The sequence below is a fragment of the Meiothermus cerbereus genome (genome assembly GCF_051297115.1).
Classification (GTDB): Bacteria; Deinococcota; Deinococci; order Deinococcales; family Thermaceae; genus Meiothermus; species Meiothermus cerbereus_A.
Genome location: NZ_JBEVAL010000006.1, coordinates 26,544 through 41,102 on the forward strand (window position 1 = coordinate 26,544; position 14,559 = coordinate 41,102).

The 14,559-nt window shown below is 62.3% G+C and carries 14 protein-coding genes; 8 read left to right on the forward strand and 6 right to left on the reverse strand.

The genetic code is table 11. From position 1 onward, the window contains the following. The first annotated feature begins 264 nt into the window (after nucleotides 1–264). Genes ABWU19_RS02340 through ABWU19_RS02365 form a run of 6 tightly spaced genes read left to right on the forward strand, consistent with a single transcriptional unit; the run spans nucleotide 265 to nucleotide 7,517 of the window. On the forward strand, nucleotides 265–1,893 hold the full coding sequence (locus ABWU19_RS02340) for a type I restriction-modification system subunit M (RefSeq protein ID WP_435900163.1): 1,629 nt from the start codon (nucleotides 265–267) through the stop codon (nucleotides 1,891–1,893). Next, on the forward strand, nucleotides 1,883–2,173 hold the full coding sequence (locus ABWU19_RS02345; RefSeq protein WP_435900164.1) for a nucleotidyltransferase family protein: 291 nt from the start codon (nucleotides 1,883–1,885) through the stop codon (nucleotides 2,171–2,173). Before ABWU19_RS02340 ends, ABWU19_RS02345 begins: the two co-directional genes overlap by 11 nt. Further along, the gene (locus ABWU19_RS02350; RefSeq protein ID WP_435900165.1) at nucleotides 2,170–2,523 is read left to right on the forward strand and encodes a HepT-like ribonuclease domain-containing protein; all 354 of its coding nucleotides are present in this window, start codon (nucleotides 2,170–2,172) and stop codon (nucleotides 2,521–2,523) included. The genes ABWU19_RS02345 and ABWU19_RS02350 overlap by 4 nt, the downstream gene beginning before the upstream one ends. Beyond that, on the forward strand, nucleotides 2,513–3,742 hold the full coding sequence (locus tag ABWU19_RS02355; protein WP_435900166.1) for a restriction endonuclease subunit S: 1,230 nt from the start codon (nucleotides 2,513–2,515) through the stop codon (nucleotides 3,740–3,742). Before ABWU19_RS02350 ends, ABWU19_RS02355 begins: the two co-directional genes overlap by 11 nt. Then, nucleotides 3,739–4,431, forward strand: coding sequence for a transposase (locus ABWU19_RS02360; RefSeq protein WP_435900167.1), 693 nt, complete (start codon nucleotides 3,739–3,741; stop codon nucleotides 4,429–4,431). The genes ABWU19_RS02355 and ABWU19_RS02360 overlap by 4 nt, the downstream gene beginning before the upstream one ends. Further along, a complete protein-coding gene (locus ABWU19_RS02365) occupies nucleotides 4,428–7,517 on the forward strand; it encodes a type I restriction endonuclease subunit R (protein ID WP_435900168.1) in 3,090 nt (1,029 codons plus the stop codon). Before ABWU19_RS02360 ends, ABWU19_RS02365 begins: the two co-directional genes overlap by 4 nt. Before the next feature lie 60 nt (nucleotides 7,518–7,577). On the opposite strand, the gene ABWU19_RS02370 is transcribed toward ABWU19_RS02365, so the two are convergent. From ABWU19_RS02370 to ABWU19_RS02380, 3 genes are all read right to left on the reverse strand, one after another. After that, nucleotides 7,578–8,795 (reverse strand): Gfo/Idh/MocA family protein, encoded by a 1,218-nt coding sequence (locus ABWU19_RS02370; RefSeq protein WP_435900169.1) that lies wholly within the window; start codon nucleotides 8,793–8,795, stop codon nucleotides 7,578–7,580. A gap of 230 nt (nucleotides 8,796–9,025) precedes the next feature. After that, complete coding sequence (locus ABWU19_RS02375; RefSeq protein WP_435900170.1) at nucleotides 9,026–10,198, reverse strand: DUF1501 domain-containing protein; 1,173 nt, start codon at nucleotides 10,196–10,198, stop codon at nucleotides 9,026–9,028. Between the two features lie 25 nt (nucleotides 10,199–10,223). After that, a complete protein-coding gene (locus ABWU19_RS02380) occupies nucleotides 10,224–11,423 on the reverse strand; it encodes a DUF1800 domain-containing protein (RefSeq protein ID WP_435900171.1) in 1,200 nt (399 codons plus the stop codon). A 205-nt stretch (nucleotides 11,424–11,628) separates the two neighbouring features. Here ABWU19_RS02380 and ABWU19_RS02385 point away from each other — a divergent pair, with 205 nt between their 5' ends. Then, on the forward strand, nucleotides 11,629–12,549 hold the full coding sequence (locus ABWU19_RS02385) for a biotin--[acetyl-CoA-carboxylase] ligase (RefSeq protein WP_435900172.1): 921 nt from the start codon (nucleotides 11,629–11,631) through the stop codon (nucleotides 12,547–12,549). Next, nucleotides 12,549–13,145: a biotin transporter BioY gene (locus tag ABWU19_RS02390; RefSeq protein WP_435900173.1), complete on the forward strand. Its 597-nt coding sequence runs from the start codon at nucleotides 12,549–12,551 to the stop codon at nucleotides 13,143–13,145. The genes ABWU19_RS02385 and ABWU19_RS02390 overlap by 1 nt, the downstream gene beginning before the upstream one ends. Here ABWU19_RS02390 and ABWU19_RS02395 read toward each other — a convergent pair. The 3 genes from ABWU19_RS02395 to ABWU19_RS02405 form a co-directional block, all read right to left on the reverse strand. After that, a complete protein-coding gene (locus tag ABWU19_RS02395; protein ID WP_435900174.1) occupies nucleotides 13,117–13,398 on the reverse strand; it encodes a hypothetical protein in 282 nt (93 codons plus the stop codon). The two genes, ABWU19_RS02390 and ABWU19_RS02395, sit on opposite strands and share 29 nt — an antisense overlap. Then, nucleotides 13,395–13,835 carry a type II 3-dehydroquinate dehydratase gene (gene aroQ / locus ABWU19_RS02400; RefSeq protein WP_435900175.1) on the reverse strand — a complete coding sequence of 147 codons (441 nt, stop codon included), beginning with the start codon at nucleotides 13,833–13,835 and terminating at the stop codon, nucleotides 13,395–13,397. The genes ABWU19_RS02395 and aroQ overlap by 4 nt, the downstream gene beginning before the upstream one ends. Before the next feature lie 148 nt (nucleotides 13,836–13,983). Further along, a complete protein-coding gene (locus tag ABWU19_RS02405; RefSeq protein WP_435900206.1) occupies nucleotides 13,984–14,541 on the reverse strand; it encodes an IclR family transcriptional regulator in 558 nt (185 codons plus the stop codon). Between the last annotated feature and the right edge of the window lie 18 nt (nucleotides 14,542–14,559).

Sequence of the window (14,559 nt, forward strand, 5' to 3'; positions counted from 1 at the left end):
CCCGTACCTCCTCAGGTTCTCTACCAGGGTACACACTGCAGGATGACTCGAGCGTGACTGAGGGGTGGCTGGCTTGGCAGCGGGCGCGTCAAGTGCAAATTGCCGTCTGAAATGGGCAGGGGTGGGTTAGTATGCGGCAAAAATACAAGGTCAAGCGGTTTTGGGGCAATGGATCATTTGGATAATATGGACACGTAGCGCGTTATTGGAGACGTTGAAAGAGGGTTGTAAGCGCCATTTGCAAAGAAAAGGTCGAGGTGGACATTGGCAAAGCGTAAGAACAGCACAAACAAGGCAAGTAACTCTGCAACCGTAGGTTATGAATCCCAACTCTGGCAGATGGCCGATGCCCTGCGCGGCAGCATGGATGCCGCCGAGTACAAGCATGTGGTTCTTGGCCTGATCTTCCTCAAATACATCTCCGACGCCTTCGAGGAGCACCACGCGAAGCTCGAGGCCGAACGGGCCCAGGGTGCCGACCCCGAAGACCCGGACGAATACCGCGCCCAGAACATCTTCTGGGTTCCGCCCGAGGCCCGCTGGGCACACCTCAAGGCACAAGCCAAACAGCCCACCATCGGCCAGCTCGTGGACAACGCCATGGCTGGCATTGAACGCGACAATCCGGCCTTGAAGGGGGTGCTGCCCAAGGACTACGCCCGCCCCGCGCTGGACAAAACCCGCCTGGGCCAGCTCATCGACCTCATCAGCAACATTAGGGTTGGCGATGAAGAAGCCCGCGCCAAGGATGTGTTGGGGCGCGTCTACGAGTATTTCCTCTCCCAATTCGCCAGCGCCGAAGGCAAAAAGGGCGGCGAGTTCTACACCCCGCGCTCTGTGGTGAAGCTGTTGGTGGAGATGCTCGAGCCCTACCGCGGGCGCGTCTACGACCCCTGCTGCGGTTCCTCGGGCATGTTCGTGCAGTCGATGGAGTTCATTCGCGCTCACGCTAATGGCAACGGCAACGGCGGCCGTAGGGGCGGGTCACCGACCCGCGCACGCGCCGACATCTCGATCTACGGGCAGGAGTCCAACTACACCACCTGGCGCCTGGCCAAGATGAACCTGGCCATCCGCGGCATCGAGGGCCAGATCGCCCACGGCGACACCTTCCACAACGACCACTTCCCCGACCTCAAGGCCGACTTCATCCTGGCGAACCCGCCCTTCAACGTCTCCGACTGGGGCGGAGAGCGGCTGCGCGACGACAAGCGCTGGCAGTACGGCGTGCCGCCGGTGGGAAACGCCAACTTTGCCTGGGTGCAACACATCATCCATCACCTCGCGCCAACCGGCGTGGCCGGATTTGTGCTTGCCAATGGCTCGATGTCCTCCAACCAATCCGGCGAGGGCGAGATTCGCAAAAACATCATCGAGGCCAACCTGGTGGACTGCATGGTGGCGCTGCCGAACCAGCTCTTCTACTCAACACAAATCCCCGCGTGTTTGTGGTTTCTCGCGCGCGACCGCTCGGGTAAGGGCGGGTCACTGACCCGCTCCTACCGCGACCGCCGCGGAGAAATCCTGTTCATTGACGCCCGCAAGATGGGCCGCATGGTAGACCGCACCCACCGCGAACTTACCGACGAGGAGATCAAGCGGATTGCCGACACCTACCACGCCTGGCGCGGTGTAGGGGCAGATGGTAGTCTGCCCAAGTACCAGGATATCCCCGGCTTCTGCAAGAGCGCCACGCTGGACGAGGTGCGTAAGCACGGCTACGTGCTCACGCCGGGTCGCTACGTGGGCGCCGAGGCGCAGGCCGACGACGGCGAGCCGTTCGAGGAGAAGATGCAGCGGCTGGTGGCGCAGCTTGCCCAGCAGCAAGCCGAAGCCCGACGGCTGGATGAGGCCATCCGGAAGAACCTGAGGGAGCTGGGCTATGACGCTTGAGGAGCTGTTGCACGTCAAACGCGAGGAAATCCTGAAGGTGTGCGCCAAGTACGGTGCCCGCAATGTGCGGGTCTTCGGCTCCGTCGCCCGCGGAGAGGCGGACGAACAAAGCGACCTTGACCTCGTTGTTGACTTCGAGCCCAGCCGCAGCCTGCTGGACCATGCCGGGCTTTGGCTCGAGCTCCAGGAGCTGGTGGGGGTCAAGGTGGACGTGGTGAGCAGTCGCGGTATCAAGCCCCAGATTCGGGAGCGGGTGTTACAAGAGGCCGTCCCACTATGAGGAAACCCCAGGAACGCTTGAAAGACATTTTGGACGCCATCGCCAAGATCGAGCGCTATGCCGCCCGGGGCCAAGAGGCGTTTGAGCAGGAAGAGCTGATCCAGACCTGGGTTTTGTACCACATTCAGCTCATCGGAGAGGCGGCTGCCCGGCTCGGCAAAGCCTTTCATGAGTCCCACCCCGAGATACCCTGGGCACAGATTGTCGCCATGCGGAATGTGGTCGTTCACGAGTATTTCGGGGTGGACTTGCTGGAAGTCTGGAGGACGGTGGAAAGAGACCTCCCCGTTCTAAAACACCAGATCGAGGCGCTTGTGAAACGGTTGGAGGAGCTGGGGTATGGCGGGTGAGTGGAACAAAGTTACCGTAGGGGCGTTCGCTCCCTTTGCTTACGGCAAGGGATTGCCAGAACATCGGCGCGATTCCTCTGGCCACGTTCCCGTCTTCGGCTCAAATGGTGTGGTCGGTTTTCACAGCGAAGCTTTGACCTCTGGCCCAACAGTTGTTATAGGGCGTAAAGGAACTGTCGGTGCAGTTCACTATAGCCCGAAACCGTGCTGGCCCATTGATACCACCTTCTATGTGGTCGACCCTGACCCATGCGTGCTTCGCTTCAAGTACTACCTGTTGAAGGCGCTGGGCCTGGAGCACATGAATGCAGATAGCGCGGTGCCGGGATTAAACCGGGATGCAGCACACGCACTGAAAGTTTCAGTCCCTCTACTTCCCGAACAGCGCGCCATCGCGCATATCCTCGGCACGCTGGACGACAAGCTCGAGCTAAACCGGCGGATGAGCGAGACGCTCGAGGGGATGGCTCGAGCGCTCTTCAAGTCGTGGTTCGTGGACTTCGAGCCGGTGCGTGCCAAGATGGAGGGCCGCTGGCAGCGCGGCCAGTCGCTCCCAGGTCTCCCCGCTCACCTCTACGACCTCTTCCCGGATCGCCTGGTGGACTCGGAGTTGGGGGAGATTCCGGAGGGGTGGGGGGTTGGGTGCGTGGATGACGAGTTCGACCTCACAATGGGCCAATCTCCCCCGGGGCACACCTACAACGAAGTTGGCGAAGGAGTGCCGTTCTACCAAGGGCGAACAGACTTTGGCTTCCGCTTCCCAACTCGCCGTGTGTACTGCACAGCTCCGACGAGGTTTGCTAAGAAAGGCGATACGCTTATCAGTGTGCGAGCCCCCGTCGGCGATATCAACATGGCAGCGGAGGACTGCGCGATTGGGCGCGGTGTGGCGGCCGCTCGCCACAAGACGGGAAGTCGTTCCTACTCGTATCAGTTCATGCGCGCGCTGGAGGATGTGTTCCTTCGCTTCGAGGCTGAGGGGACAGTCTTCGGCTCGATTGGCAAGAAGGACTTCCACGGCATTGCTTGCGTGGTGCCTCCGCGAAGTCTCGTGGAGGAGTTCGAACGACGGGCTGCGCCGCTAGATAGCAGGATCGAAGTTATCGATCATGAGTCCCGCACTCTCGCCGCCCTGCGCGATGCGCTCTTACCCAAGCTCATCTCCGGCGAGCTGCGGGTGAAGGATGCGGAACGGTTTTTGGAGGGGCGGGGGCTGTGAAATACGACCCGGCGCGCCACCACCGCCGCAGCATCCGGCTGAGGGGGTACGACTACACCCAGGCGGGGGCGTATTTCATTACCATCTGCACGCATGGTCGGGAATGCCTATTTGGCGAGGTCGCAGATGACGAAATGCATTTGAACGAATATGGCCGGATTGTCCGGGATGTCTGGTTCGACCTGCCCAACCATGTATCGAACGTGGTTTTGGATGCGTTCGTGGTTATGCCCAATCACGTACACGGGGTTGTGGTCATCGTGAATGGTGGCGTTGTAGGGGTGGGTTCCGTAGGGGTGGGTTCCGTAGGGGTGGGTTCGGAACCCACCCCTACGGTAACAACAACGACGACCGCCGAACCCACCCCTACGGCAACAACAACCACGCCCGCCCCAACAACAACCGCAGAACCCACCCCCACGCCAACGAAACGCCACGGATTGCCGGAAATCGTCCGTCAATTCAAAACATTTTCTGCCCGGCGTATTAACGAACATCGCGGCACAACCGGTACGCCGGTCTGGCAACGCAATTATTACGAACACATCATCCGAGACGACGCATCGCTGAACCGCATTCGCCAATACATCTTGAATAACCCCATAAAATGGGCACTTGACGGGGAAAATCCGGTTGTGGGGGTGGGGCTGGAATCTACCCCCACGAGAGATGAATCATGGCGCAGATGACCGAATCCGTGGTTGAACAGGCTGCCCTGTCCTGGCTCGAGGCAGTGGGTTGGCAGGTTGTCCACGGCCCCGACATTGCACCGGACGGAGCCGCGCCCGAGCGCACCGATTACAGCCAGGTGGTTCTGGAGCAACGTCTGCGCGGCGCGCTGGCGCGGCTTAACCCTGAGCTACCTACTGAGGCACTCGAGGATGCCTTCCGCAAGCTCACCCGGCCCGAGGGTTCGGACTTGATCCAACGAAACCGCGGGCAACACCGCCTGCTGGTGAACGGCGTAACCGTGGAGTACCGGACGGCCGAGGGCGCCATTCGCGGTGTGCAGGCCAAGGTAATCGACTTTGACAACCCAACCAACAACGACTGGCTCGCAGTTAATCAGTTCACTGTGGTGGAAAACAAGCACCACCGCCGGCCGGACGTGGTGCTGTTCGTCAACGGCCTGCCGCTGGTGGTGGTGGAACTGAAGAACGCCGCCGACGAAGAAGCCACCATCTGGAGCGCGTTTCGGCAACTCCAGACCTACCAGGCCGAAATCCCCTCGCTCTTTGCGCCCAATGCGGTGCTGGTGGTCTCCGATGGGGTGGGGGCGCGCGTAGGGGTGATTGGGGCGGGGCGGGAGTGGTTCAAGCCCTGGCGTACAGTAGCCGGTGACCGCCTGGCCGATGCCAAGATGCCCGAGCTGCAAGTGGTGCTCGAGGGGGTGTTCGCACCGCACCGCTTCCTCGACCTGGTGCGCGACTTTATCGTTTTTGAAGACGACGGCAGCGGACGATTGATCAAGAAAATGGCGGGCTACCACCAGTTCCACGCAGTACAGGTGGCGGTACAAGAGACGCTGCGGGCTGCCCTGGCCCAACGGGAGGGCAAGGGGGGTCAGCCGGGCGACCGGCGTATCGGCGTGGTCTGGCATACCCAAGGCTCGGGCAAAAGCCTGACCATGGCGTTTTATGCCGGGCGCATCATCCGCGAACCGGTCATGGAAAACCCTACCCTGGTGGTGCTCACCGACCGCAACGACCTGGACGACCAGCTCTACAGCACTTTTGCCCGTTGCCAGGAGCTGCTGCGCCAGCCACCGGTGCAGGCCGAAAGCCGCGCCCACCTGCGCGAGCTGCTCTCGGTGCAGTCGGGTGGGGTGGTCTTCACTACCATCCAGAAGTTCATGCCCGAAGAAAAAGGCGACCGCTACCCGAGGCTCTCTGAGCGGCGCAACATTGTGGTCATCGCCGATGAAGCGCACCGCAGCCAGTACGACTTTATCGACGGCTTCGCCCGCCACATGCGCGACGCCCTGCCGGGCGCCTCCTTTATCGGCTTTACCGGAACCCCGATTGAGCTTCAGGATGCCAACACCCGCGCTGTCTTTGGTGACTACATCAGTATCTACGACATCCAACGCGCCGTAGAGGACGGGGCCACGGTGCCCATCTACTACGAAAGCCGCCTGGCTAAGCTCGATCTGCCCGAGGAACTCAAGCCACAGATTGACGAGGAATTCGAGGAAGTTACCGAGGGAGAGGAACTCGAGCGCAAGGAGAAACTCAAGAGCAAATGGGCGCAGCTCGAGGCCATCGTGGGTGCGGCAAGGCGGCTGCGCTTGGTGGCGGAGGATATTGTCCAGCACTTCGAACAGCGGCTCGAGGCGATGGACGGCAAGGCTATGGTTGTCTGCATGAGTCGGCGCATTTGCGTGGAGCTCTACCACGAGATTGTGCGTCTCAGGCCCCAATGGCACCACGACGACGACGAAAAGGGCACCATCAAGATTGTGATGACCGGTTCCGCTTCCGACCCGCTCGACTGGCAGCCGCACATCCGCAACAAACCACGCCGTGAAGCGCTGGCCAAACGTTTCCGCGATCCCAAAGATGACTTTAGGCTGGTCATCGTGCGCGATATGTGGCTCACCGGCTTCGACGCCCCCAGCCTGCACACCATGTACCTGGATAAGCCCATGCGGGGCCACGGTCTGATGCAGGCCACCGCGCGGGTGAACCGGGTCTTCCGTGACAAGCCCGGCGGGCTGGTGGTGGACTACCTGGGCTTGGCCCCCGAGCTTAAAGCCGCGCTGGCGACCTACACCGAGAGCGGCGGCACCGGACGCACTGCGCTCAATCAGGAAGAGGCGGTGGCGCTCATGTGCGAGAAGTACGAGATTTGCTGCGGTCTCTTTTACGGCTTCGATTGGTCGAGGTGGATTACTGGCACGCCGACGGAGCGGCTGGGCCTTTTGCCCGCCGCACAGGAGCACATCCTCAAGCAGGAGAACGGCAAGGATCGGCTCTTGCGTGCGGTGCGCGAGCTGTCGCAGGCTTTTGCCCTGGCGGTACCCCACCAAGAGGCGCTCTGGATCCGCGATGATGTGGCCTTCTTCCAGGCCGTGCAAACGGTGCTGGCTAAACGCGCGCCAGGCCAGGCACGACCCGAGGAGGAACTCGAGCAGGCCGTGCGTCAGATTATCGCCCGCGCGGTGGCGCCCGAGGGTGTGGTGGATATCTTCGCAGCGGCGGGCCTCAAGAAGCCAGACATCTCCATTCTCTCCGACGAGTTTTTATCCGAGGTGCGGGGGATGCCGCAGAAGAACCTCGCGGTTGAGCTCTTGCAAAAGCTGCTCAAGGGGGAGATAAGGGCTCGAGGGCAAAAGAACCTGGTGCAGGCAAGATCGTTTGCCGAGATGCTCGAGCAGACCATCCGCCGTTACCAGAACCGTGCCATCGAGGCCGCACAGGTGATTGAGGAGCTCATCGCGCTTGCCCAGGATATGCGCGAAGCCAACGCGCGTGGCGAGAAACTCGGCTTATCCGAGGATGAGCTGGCCTTCTACGATGCCCTCGAGACCAACGATAGCGCAGTCAAGGTATTGGGCGATGCAACCCTGCGGGAAATTGCCCGCGAACTGGTACGGACGGTGCGCAACAACGTAACCCTCGACTGGACCTTGCGCGAGAATGTGCGGGCGCAGCTGCGCGTGCTGGTCAAACGCACGCTGCGCAAATACGGCTATCCGCCCGATAAGCAGGAGAAAGCCACCCAGACGGTACTCGAGCAAGCCGCGCTACTGTCGGCGGAATGGGCAGCCGCCTAGCCAGGTCGGGCACGTGTCTCTATACAGGCTCGGCATGATGGGTTTTCTCCGAGAATCGCTCTACGCCAAATGCCCCAACCCACTCCCCTCGAGCAACTCCTTCACCCACACCTTTTCCCCCCGCTTCACCGACTCCTCCGCCGCCACCCCCACCACCACGCTCCAGAAGCCCTCTTCGGCGGTGGCCGCGGTATTAGGTTGGCCGTCCATGGCCTCGATCCAGCGCAGGTGCTCGTAGTAGGTGGCCCCGCTGTGGCCGCTTTCCTCGATGAGGGCGGGGTAGCTGGGGGTCATGGTGCGGGAGGTGCGGTCGGGCAGGCAGATGACCTCGAGGTAGTTCTCCCACTTGGAGTAGGCCTGGCCGTTGACGCCCTCGCTGGCCTTAAGGCGGCCCTCGTCGCCGCAGATGACCATTTCCTCGTAGACCATGGGCGCGAACATGCACAGATTAAAGTTGGCCCGGATGCCGTTTTGGTACTCCACAATCACAAAGGCGTTGTCCAGGATGTCCGACTTTAGGCCGCCGTACTCGAAGTCGCGGAAGTTTACCGCCTGGCTGCCGGAGGCGTAGACGCTCACCGGCCTAGACTCGGCGAAGAGGTTGAACAGGTCGAAGTAGTGGCAGCACTTTTCCACCAGGGTGCCGCCGGAGTACTGGGAAAACTTGTTCCACTGCTTCACTTTGTCCAGGAACGGCTCGCGGTGCTCGAGGATGGTCAGGGTCTTGATCTCGCCCAGGCTGCGGCGCACCTTGGCCTCGTGGAGGGCCTCCACGTAGATGGGCTTGAAGCGGTACTGCAGGCCAATTTGCAGCACCTTGGGGTAGTTTTGCGCGATCTGCCAGATTTCGTAGGCGTCTTGCAGGTTGGTGGCCATGGGCTTTTCCAGCAGGATGTGCTTGCCCGACTGCACCGCCACCTTGAGCACCTCGAGGTGGGTGTGGTTGGGGGTGCAGATGATCAGCCCGTCCACCGCGGGGTCGTGGCAGGCGGCCTCGAGGCTCTCGTAGACCACCAGCGGCTCCTGGCTGAACTGGGCCTTGATGCGCCGGGCGGCCTCCAGGCTGGTGGGGTTGGGATCGTAGACGCCGTGGATGGTACAGCTACCCTCGAGCAGGGTCACCCGGAGGTGCTCCTGCCCATTCACCCCCACCCCAATCACGTTGAAGCGGTACTTGAGGGGGCCGGGGTTCATCAGGAAGCGGTCTTCCTGCGGCACATAGGCAAACTTGGGCGATAGCGCATGGAGGCGGTTGGCAAACTCCTTGTTGCGTTTCATGCTTTTTGGATTATAAATCTAAAATCTGCCATTTGATAGCAGGCCCCCACCTAAGACACAGACGGGAGCCCCTTGCAAACCCAGGCGCACTGGGGTCTGCTCCCAAACGAAATGACTATGGCGAGGTTTTTCGCACCCTTCGCAGACGCGGCCTCCCATCCGGGAGGCAACTGTGCTGTGCAGGACAAAGCAACCTGGTTATGGGCAGCTCAATAGCTGTGAAGAGCGCTCTATATCAGCCCCAGGGCCTGGAAATCGCCCCCCAGCACCTGTCGCGGGTTGGCGGCAATCCACTGCAGGGCGGTGGCATAGACGTTGCGGAAGTCGGTCTGGTACTTGAGGGCGTTGAGCTCGAGGTTCTCCAGATCCGGCTCGCTGCCGTAAAGCCCACCCCTGATGCCGCCACCCATCACCAGCATCAGGCCGCCTTCGCCGTGGTCGGTGCCAAAAGAGGCGTTTTCGGCGACCTGGCGACCAAATTCGCTAAAGACCATCACCATCACGTCCCTGTCCCGGCCAATGGCCCTCAGGTCGGCCCGAAAGGCCGCCATGGCCTGGGCCACATACCCTAAAAGCTCGGCTTGGCGCGGGGGCTGCCCGGCGTGGGTGTCCCAGCCCCCCAGGGTGGTGTAGTAGACGCTGCTGCCCAGCCCACCGGCAATCATGCGGGCGATGTCGGCCATGCTGCGGCCAAAGGCATTTTCGGGGTACTGGGCCTGGTTCTTGACCTGGCGTAGCTGGCCGACCTTGTCCAGTGCGCCGCGCAGCGCGAGCATGGCCCGGCGAACCTCTTCGGCGGTGCCGCTGCGAAGGCGCAGGGCTTCTTTGTTGAAGGCGTCCTCGAAGGGCCGGGGCAGCCGGATGCTGAAGGTGTCGATGCTGCTGATGGCCGGCGCACTGCGGCGTTCGCCCATCTGGGCCTGGGGGGTGGCCCCGCCCAGAAAGGTGTCGCAGAAGGGGTCATCCTGCAGGTCGCCCCAGCGGCCCAGCCAGCCGGTTTCCTGGCGTTGGCTGGGGTCGGCGGTGTGCCAGATGGAGGTGGAGATAAAGTGGCTGCGGTTGGGGTTGGGGTAGCCCACCTGGGGAACGAGGGCCAGCTCCCCGTTGTTCCACATCTGCATCAGGGGCCTCAGTTCGGGGTGCAGGCCCAGGCGTTGCCCGTTCGCGCCGAGCTCGAGCACCTCTTCGCGCTTGACGGCGATGTTGGGGCGCAGGCGGTAGTACAGCTCGTTGCGGTAAGGCACCAGGGTGTTGAGCTGGTCGTTGCCGCCGAACAGGTTGACCACCACCAGAATTTTGTCTTTGGACTGGGCCGCCAGGGCGGTTTTGGAGAGCAGCGAGGGTGCGCCCTGGCCCAGGGCCAGCGTCAGCAACGATTTCTGGATAAAATCGCGTCGGTTCATATAAACCTCACTCATGCCGCTATGCCTAAAGCAGCTGTGCCTCGGGCTTAACCAGGGCCAGCGCGCCGTCGGCGTGGTCCATAAACACCTCGAGGTCGAGCCGGGGCTCACGGCCCGCGAAGCTCGCCAGCAGGTTGATGCGGGTCAGGAAGGGTGACTCGGCCAGCCAGGCCATGCCGCCGTCCCATCCGGCCACGCTGGGCGGGTCGAAGGGAATCTGCCCCATGGCCGCTAAGGACTGGTACAGCGCACGGCCAGCGCGCTCCTCAAAGCTCACTTTTTCTACCCTGGCGGCATACCATAGCCCCACCAGGTACTCCAGCGGGCTTTTGACTAAGGCGTTGCGGTACTCGGGGCTATAAAAGACCTCGCTGGTGAAGAGCCAGCGCAAAAAGCCACGGGTGCCCTCGGTGCGGAAGACCCGCGCCCCTTGCTGCACCAGGGCTTCGGGGGGCTCGGGGCACAGGTAAAAGCGCAGCAGCTTGCGGGCCACAAACTCGTAGGTTTTGGGGTGGGCAATCAGGATTTCCAGCACCTCGTCGCCGCTTTTGACGCGCTTGCCCAGGAAGGTTTTTTCGCCGGGGTCGTGCCAGCTGCGGTTAAAGACGTACTCGAAAGCCAGGTTGGCGCTGGCTTCGCGGGGCCGCTGGTTGCCGGGCAGCCGCACGGTCCAGCCGGTAAAGGCGCGGGCGGCCTCCAGGATGTCCTGCTCGCTGTAGTGGCCGGGGCCTACGGTGTAGAGCTCTAAGAGCTCTCGAGCCCAGTTCTGGTTGGGGTGCTCCTTGCGGCTCTGGGCGTTGTTGAGGTAGAGCAGCATCACCGGGTTTTTGGCGATGGCCTTTAGAAGTTCGCCATAGGGGCCATAGCCCAGTTGTCGAAAGGTGGCAAATTGCTGCCAGAAGTCAATGCCCTGGGCCCCCATGGTCTCGCGAAACTCCGAGGTCAGGTGGCCGTGCCAGAACAACACCATGCGCTCGGCGGCGGGGGTGGGGGTGCTGAGCCAGTGGTTGAGCCAGAGCTGGCTAATCTCGCGGTGCTGCTGGCCGCGCTCGTTGCGGGTAGCGGCGGTGCGGTAGCTGGGGGCTGGGGCGGGGTCGCGCAGCAGGAACTCTACGGCGGCCTCGAGGCCCATTTCGGCAAGCTGCTGGGCCTCTTCCTTGCGTCCTCGGGCAGCCGCGCGGCGCAGCAGGTGGGTTGCGTTGGAAAAACTGAGGGGACGGGCCATATTGGACTCCTGGGTCTTGCCCCTCCAACATAGCCGCCCAAGCTGAAGCCAGCCTTAAGCTAGGCTAAGGCAACCCGCCCCGGATTCGACCGGCCTGAGGGCGGGGGCGTTGCTTTCACTGGCTTTTTTTGCACAGGCCGGTAGTGGGGATGGTGAAACCTGCGGGCCTTGCACTTGTCAACCCGTAAAGGGTATTTTGGTTGACGTGTCCGCTTTGCTAGGCTACCTCCACGACCATTACCAGAGCGGCGAAGCGCTGGCTAAAGCCCTGGGGGTTAGCCGCACGGCGGTCTGGAAGCAGGTTGCCGAGCTACGCAAGGCCGGCTACCCGGTAGAAACCCAGCGGGGCCAGGGCTACCGGCTGACCCCGGGCAGCCCCACACCAGCGGCCCTCGAGGCCCTGCGAAGCGGTAGTTTTGCCGCATTTTATGCCTACCTGGGCACAGTTGACAGCACCCAGGAGGTGCTCAAAAACTGGGCCCTGGATGGCGCCGAAGAAGGCGCGGTGGTGCTGGCCGAGCGGCAGCTAAAAGGCCGTGGCCGCCGCGGGCGGGCCTGGGCCAGCGTGCCGGGCAAAAGCCTTACCTTCTCGCTTTTGCTGCGCCCTGCGTTGCCGCTATCTGCGCTGCCCCTGCTGCCCCTGGCCGCGGGCCTGGCATTGCGCGATGCCTGCGGCGTGGGGGGGCTCAAGTGGCCCAACGACCTGCTAAGCCCGGACGGGCGCAAGCTGGCGGGGGTGCTTCTGGAAGCCCAGGTGAGCGGCGAGGAGGTGGCCTGGGTGCTCCTGGGCATCGGCCTCAATGTGCACCGGGGGGCCGCACCGCCTGGCGGCGCAGACCTGGAGGAGTTCGGCCCGGTTAGCCGCGTGCAGGTGCTGGCGCGGCTGCTGGCAAGCCTGGAGGCCCGCTACGCCCAGTTACGCAACCCCCAGGCGCTTCTGCAGGACTACCGGGCCAATAGCTACACCCTGGGGCAGCGGGTGCGGGTGGCCACGGCGCAGGGTGTGATAGAGGGCCAGGCCAGCGGTATCGCCCCCGATGGCGGGCTGCTGCTGCAAAGCGAGGGCACAACCCACCACATCGGGGCTGGCGATGTGGAGCTCGTTGGTTTTTTAGGAGGAAGCTGATGAACCCAACCCAAAGCCTACCGTACCTACCCCTTTCCAAGTCCCTTTTCCCGGCCCGAAGCTGGCAGCGCGACCTGCTGCTGGTGCTGGGGGGCAGCTTTTTGCTGGCGCTTTTGTCGCAGGCGGTAATTCCTTTGCAGCCGGTGCCCATCACCCTGCAGACCCTGGGGGTGCTCTTGGTGGGGGCTGCGCTGGGCAGCCGGCTGGGCTTTTTGGCGGTGGTGGTGTACTTGCTCGAGGGCCTGGTGCTGCCGGTGTTTGCCGGGGGGGCCACCTGGTTCCACCCGCGCATTCCCTTTACCGCGGGCTACCTGCTGGCCTTCCCCCTGGCGGCCTACCTGGTGGGCTACCTGGTCGAGCGCTACGGCACCGACCGCAGCGTGCTCAAGACCTTTGGGGCCATGCTGCTGGCCAGCCTGGTCATCTATGCCGTGGGCGTAACCTGGCTGGGCTTTGCGCTTTCGGGCGCGGGGCGCTATGCCGGGGTCTGGGGGGTGTTGCAGGCCGGAATGCTGCCCTTCTTGCTGGGTGACCTGATCAAAGCGGCCATTGCCGCAGCCCTGCTGCCTACCGCCTGGCGTTTTGTGCGTCGTTAGGGTCCGAGTTTCCGTCCTCCCTCCTACCGGGAGGGGGGTTTTCTTCGGGAGCCTCTTCCGCTGGCTTGACTCCTTTAGCGGCCCAGCGGATAACCCAGGGCATCAAAAGCCAGTAAAGAGCCCCCGCCAGAAGCCCCAGCAGCAGGCCCGCCAGCAGCGACGGCCAAAAGCCCATCTGCCGGATTTGCCCGACGATGCTAAAAATCCAGACAATGGCGATCACCATCGCCACTTCCTGCCAATGCACCCTCATGACTGGGCCTCTAACAGATCGGCCAGATAGACCAGCGCCATCTTGTAGGACATCGGCCCAAAGCCCGAGACCAGCCCCTTGGCCGCTGCTGCCGTAACCGAGTGTCGGCGGTACTCTTCGCGGGCGTGAAGGTTGGAGAGGTGCACCTCCACTACGGGCAGGCGCTGCCCCCGGATGGCGTCCAGCAGGGCCAGCGAGTAGTGGGTGAAGGCTCCGGGGTTTAGCACAATGGCCCGGAAGCCCTCATCTGCGGCTTGCTGAATCCATTCCACGAGCTGCCCTTCGAAGTTGGACTGGCGGCAGGCCACCCCCAGGCCCAGCTCGGCGCCCCAGGCTTCGCAGAGTTCCTCGAGCTCCTCGAGGGTGGTATGGCCGTAAATTTCGGGTTCACGCCTACCCAGAAGGTTCAGGTTGGGGCCGTTGAGGATCAGGATCATTTGACCCTATGGTAAGGGGTAGAGGACTTGTAGAACAACTTGGTTATCGCGGTCTTCGCTATTTTTGCCGCTGCTCCTAGCAGCAAAAAATAAGCCTCGAACAGCACTTGTTATGATCGGCTTTGTGCCATTTTCTCTGAAGATCGCTCTAAGCCCCCAGTTCTTTGCTGATGAATTCAGCCGTTGCGACAACCAGCCTGGCCACTTCGGGTATTCGCTCCTCTGCAAGATATAGCGCAGCGGTGGAGATACTCACGGCGGCTACAGGCTCACTGTTGCCATTGAATATTGCTGCGGCGATGCAGCGTACACCGGCTTCATTTTCCTCCATGTCCAGGGCATAGCCACGGGCTTTCGTGCGCAAGAGCTCGGCTTCCAGTGCCTCATAGCTCGAGATGCTCTTAGCTGTGCGGTTTAGGCCGGGTATAAACGCTTCCTTCCAGCGTTCTTGAGGTAGCCAGGCCAATAAGGCTTTGCCTAGCGCAGTTGATTGCGCGGGAAAGCGGGCCCCAATCTGAGAGGCGAGCTGCAACTCTCTGTATCCGGCCAGCTTGTCAATGTAAACAACCTCTTTCCCTTCTAAGACCGCCAGGTGGACGGTTTCCTGGGTAAGTCGCCGAAGCTCCTCGAGGTGGACTCGAGCCAGCGTAGGCAGATGCAGCTGTCCATAGGCCCGGAAACCCAGGCGAATTAGCTTTGGCCCCAAGTGGTAGCCCTTTCGAGG